Origin of the sequence: Salegentibacter sp. (assembly GCF_041642575.1) — a bacterium.
In the GTDB taxonomy this organism is placed as follows: Bacteria; Bacteroidota; Bacteroidia; order Flavobacteriales; family Flavobacteriaceae; genus Salegentibacter.
The window spans coordinates 1-3,881 of the sequence record NZ_JBEPWD010000143.1; the positions used below are offsets into that span (position 1 = coordinate 1).

7 protein-coding genes are annotated in these 3,881 nt (G+C 38.0%); 6 read left to right on the forward strand and 1 reads right to left on the reverse strand.

All coding sequences use genetic code 11. From position 1 onward, the window contains the following. From ACESK1_RS12470 to ACESK1_RS12495, 6 genes are all read left to right on the forward strand, one after another. Window positions 1–481: hypothetical protein (locus tag ACESK1_RS12470; RefSeq protein ID WP_372920511.1), on the forward strand; the 481-nt coding region annotated here is incomplete at its 5' end. An 82-nt stretch (window positions 482–563) separates the two neighbouring features. Beyond that, on the forward strand, window positions 564–1,199 hold the full coding sequence (locus tag ACESK1_RS12475; RefSeq protein ID WP_372920512.1) for a hypothetical protein: 636 nt from the start codon (window positions 564–566) through the stop codon (window positions 1,197–1,199). Between the two features lie 39 nt (window positions 1,200–1,238). Further along, window positions 1,239–1,715: a hypothetical protein gene (locus tag ACESK1_RS12480; protein ID WP_372920513.1), complete on the forward strand. Its 477-nt coding sequence runs from the start codon at window positions 1,239–1,241 to the stop codon at window positions 1,713–1,715. A gap of 146 nt (window positions 1,716–1,861) precedes the next feature. After that, complete coding sequence (locus ACESK1_RS12485; protein WP_372920514.1) at window positions 1,862–2,476, forward strand: DEAD/DEAH box helicase; 615 nt, start codon at window positions 1,862–1,864, stop codon at window positions 2,474–2,476. 70 nt (window positions 2,477–2,546) lie between these two features. Continuing rightward, a complete protein-coding gene (locus tag ACESK1_RS12490; RefSeq protein WP_372920515.1) occupies window positions 2,547–2,930 on the forward strand; it encodes a DUF4174 domain-containing protein in 384 nt (127 codons plus the stop codon). 81 nt (window positions 2,931–3,011) lie between these two features. Further along, the gene (locus ACESK1_RS12495) at window positions 3,012–3,359 is read left to right on the forward strand and encodes a hypothetical protein (RefSeq protein ID WP_372920516.1); all 348 of its coding nucleotides are present in this window, start codon (window positions 3,012–3,014) and stop codon (window positions 3,357–3,359) included. On the opposite strand, the gene ACESK1_RS12500 is transcribed toward ACESK1_RS12495, so the two are convergent. Beyond that, a complete protein-coding gene (locus ACESK1_RS12500; protein WP_372920517.1) occupies window positions 3,356–3,829 on the reverse strand; it encodes a CBS domain-containing protein in 474 nt (157 codons plus the stop codon). The two genes, ACESK1_RS12495 and ACESK1_RS12500, sit on opposite strands and share 4 nt — an antisense overlap. Between the last annotated feature and the right edge of the window lie 52 nt (window positions 3,830–3,881).

A 3,881-nucleotide genomic window follows, 5' to 3' on the forward strand; every position in this document is an offset into this window, starting at 1 on the left:
TTTCGAATTTGAGTTTCCCGGATTAATTCAAATTCAGAACGACGGCGATGTTTTTGATCAAAATGATACCCTTTGGGTGAAAACCGTAATTCCCAACATGCTGGAAGATAAAAACGGAGAACAATTCGATATTAATGAATTGACCGGAAATAGCGGAACTGCCTATTTAGGCCTAAACCTATTTCTCAAAAGTAATTTTACGCAAGCCTCTCCAGTCATACTTTCAGAAGATGAAATTATTTCCACAACCGGAAAGGCTGTATTTGAAAGTGTTATCTCTGTAACCACAGAAGAAGTAGATGGGCAATTGCAAAGTGAGTTTGGAGTAGTTCTGAAGGAAAAGGGAGCGTATTTTCTTGGTGCTGTGTATCCTGAATATCCGCCTACCTTTTACCTGGAAACTACCGAATTTGATCAGATTTCGATTCAAACAAACTTTGCAAATCAGGACAGTGACCGATTCGAATTTAGCGTAGAATAGGCATATGGTCTAATTCAAACTGCCAATCGCGGGTTTGAAAATTGTTATTTTCTATAAGAAAAACCTTTCTTGCAAAGAAAAAATGCCAAAAGAAGAACAAAGAATCTGGTATGCCTCTTACGGCTCCAACCTGTTGGAAGAGCGTTTCAGATGTTATATAGGTGGCGGACAACCAAAAGGCGCACATCGAATTTACCCGGGATGCACCAACAAGACTTTCCCAACCCGCACTAAAGGCCTGATCATTAATCGCGAAATGTATTTTGCTAAAATATCCAGGACCTGGAGTGGTGGTGGTGCTGCTTTTATTAAATCAGATTTCAACGAGAACATAGAAACCCAGGGGCGTATGTATCTCATCACCCGGCAGCAATTCATTGATTTGGTTCAGCAGGAGATAAAATTTGAGGGAGAATTTGATATAAACCTGGAGAAGGTAATCGAAGAAGCATCTTTAGATATGAAAAACGATTCCTGGTATGGGCAAATTATTCACCTCGGGGAAGAAGAAGGCTATCCCATTTTCACCTTTACCAATGAGGAGTATCTGGAAAGTGAAATCAATGCGCCCAACGAACATTATTTAAAGATCATCATTGAAGGTCTCAAGCAAACCTACAAGCTTTCGCCTTCAGAAATTAAAAAGTACCTGGAAAACAAAACAGGAATTAAAGGTTTTGCTATAGAAAAAGAACTGCCAGATTTAATTGGCAACTAAAATTCCTATTTTTATCTTCTCACCGCGATCAGTAAACTTATGAAAGCAGCCAGTGTTAGTCAGCTAAAAAAAGAACTCGCCTTCAGGTCTCAGGACGAACTCCTGGAGCTTTGCCTGAGGCTTTCAAAATTCAAAAAAGAGAATAAAGAGCTGCTCACTTATCTGTTATTCGAATCTGATAATGAGGCCGAATTCGTTTCCGAAGTAAAAAAAGAGATAGACGAGCAATTTGCCGGCATCAACACCCGCACCTGGTATTTTATCAAAAAGAGCGTAAGAAAAATTCTGAAGGATGTAAAAAAACACGCTCGTTATTCAGGAAAAACAGAAACCGAGGTGGAGCTTCTTATTTATTTCTGCGCGAAATTGAAATCTTTCCCCAAGCCTATACACCGCAACAAAACCCTTCAGAATCTTTACGAGCGCCAGCTTCAGCTTATCAATTCTAAATTGGAGAAACTTCACGTAGACCTGCAATATGATTACCGGCTTCAGATGGAAGAATTTAATTTATAAAATAGAGAAAAGTCTTCCCGGCAATGATATTCAGATTTAATCAAATTTAAAGGGAAAATGTGGCAGAGTCAAAATCGTGCAGGTTATCTTGCAGGATCTCTGTTTTCATCAGAATTTGAATGAATATCAGCCTAAATTAGAATATAATGTCCTTTAAAAAACTGAATCCTCCCTTAAAAGAAGCCCTTGAAAGATTGGGGATTGAAGAGCCTTTGCCTTTTCAGAAGAAAATATTGCCAAAAATAAAAAGCGGAAGGGATCTTTACATTTTCGCTCCGGAAAATTCGGGAAAAACCACTGCGCTCGTAATTAGCACAATTCAGAAACTGGAAAGTGCCGCCTTTGAAGATGCTCCCCGGGCTTTGATCTATGTGAAAGACAAGGCGGCGGCGATGGAACTTGAAAAGGAATTTAAAAAATTCACGAGGTATATGGATCTCCGGATTTTCAGTGCCTATGACGAACCCGATATAGAAGTCCAGAAAGTCTCAATTTACGAAGGGGTAGATATTGTGATTGCAACGCCAAAAAAACTATTCAAGCTTTTTTCCATTACGGGAATTAATGTGAGTCAGCTAAAATTGCTAATTGTAGAAGATGCTGAATTCATTACTAATACAGGTATTTTCAACGATCTGATTAGAATACCTCAGCATATTTCAAAATGTCAATATCTTGTATTTGCCAGAGAGCCTAATTCTAAAATTGAAAGATTACAGGAATCCTTTATGGCTCGCGCCGAAGTATTGAAAATGAAATAATTATTTATTTTTCATATTTTAGAAGATGCGATTTGCCTTAACAATATTTCTGTTGCTAATTCTCTCATCTATGGCTGTGAACGCTCAGGATATAAAAGACTTTCAATGGAAAAACCGTCTGGTTTTGATAATTGCTGAAGATAAAGAAAATCAAAGCTTTCAAAAACAATTAGCCGAACTTCAGAAAGATCAGGATGGTTTAAAAGAGCGTAAACTAATTATCTATAAAATCTTACCCGGGAAATTTTCCAAAGGATTAGAGTCCGAAACCTGGGAAAACGATTCCGTGCTTTACCAGAAATATAAAACAAATGCTTCCGGTTTTCAGGTATTGCTATTGGGCTTGGACGGTGGGATAAAACTCGACCAATCAGAAATTATTTCTCTCAAGAAATTGTTTAATACTATAGATAGTATGCCAATGCGACAAGCTGAAATGCGAAAAACCAGATAATAGGCTCAAAACTTTTTAATTTCGTTTCGATATACCACTATAAATAGGTTTTTATTATATTTATTGTGAAAATATTAAAAAATGCAAAAATCCTGTCTGGAATGTGGAGAAAAAATTGTGGGCCGTGTAGATAAGAAATTCTGCAGCGATTATTGCCGTAATGCATACCACAACAACCTGAACAAAGACAGGAAAAATCTGGTGAGAAACGTAAACAACCGCCTTCGAAAGAATTACCGGATTTTAGAAGAGTGCAATCCCAGCGAAAAGACCACCACCACTAAAAACCGGTTATTATCCAAAGGTTTTAACTTCGATTATATCACAAGTATTTACACCACCAAAAGCGGCAAGGTTTATTTTTTTGTGTATGACCAGGGTTACCTTCCGCTGGATAACGGGATATACGCCCTTGTAAAGAGAAATTAAGTTTTATCGTGCCAGTTGTTACTTTTTTGCTTAGTGGCAACACGCAAAACATCGCTCTGGCTAATTTGCCCAACCAGCTTCCCATTTTCTACGATTGGGAATCTTCTGTAACGCTTTTCGATGAATTTTTTGGCGGCATCAATTACGTTCATATCCCCATCAATGGTTTCCACATTGCAGTTCATACGTTTTCCAACGGTAGTATCTTCCAGAGGCATATTATAATACTGGCTGTCTGAAACGTGCTTCATACAGTCTCCTTCAGAGATCATTCCTATCAAGTTGTTTTTTTCATCTACCACACAACCCCCGGAAATTCTATGTTGGAGAAGTTTTTCCGCCACATCCATAATATTATCGGTTTCCCTAAAGGTGATCAGGTCTGTAGTCATATAATCTTTTACCAGCATTGGCGTACCTTCCGGTTTTTCGGGAGCCGCCTGCCTTCCTTGATAACTTTTGATAGCCATAGCTTAAAATTTTGTGTATTAATCTCTTAAATATAAGAAATTTCCAATTAGA

Bases quoted from the DNA above. Each gene is read 5' to 3' on its own strand.
- ACESK1_RS12475 (WP_372920512.1), top strand. From the start codon at position 564: ATGCCAAAAGAAGAACAAAGAATCTGGTATGCCTCTTACGGCTCCAAC.
- ACESK1_RS12480 (WP_372920513.1), top strand. From the start codon at position 1,239: ATGAAAGCAGCCAGTGTTAGTCAGCTAAAAAAAGAACTCGCCTTCAGG.
- ACESK1_RS12485 (WP_372920514.1), top strand. From the start codon at position 1,862: ATGTCCTTTAAAAAACTGAATCCTCCCTTAAAAGAAGCCCTTGAAAGA.
- ACESK1_RS12490 (WP_372920515.1), top strand. From the start codon at position 2,547: ATGGCTGTGAACGCTCAGGATATAAAAGACTTTCAATGGAAAAACCGT.
- ACESK1_RS12495 (WP_372920516.1), top strand. From the start codon at position 3,012: ATGCAAAAATCCTGTCTGGAATGTGGAGAAAAAATTGTGGGCCGTGTA.
- ACESK1_RS12500 (WP_372920517.1), bottom strand. From the start codon at position 3,829: ATGGCTATCAAAAGTTATCAAGGAAGGCAGGCGGCTCCCGAAAAACCG.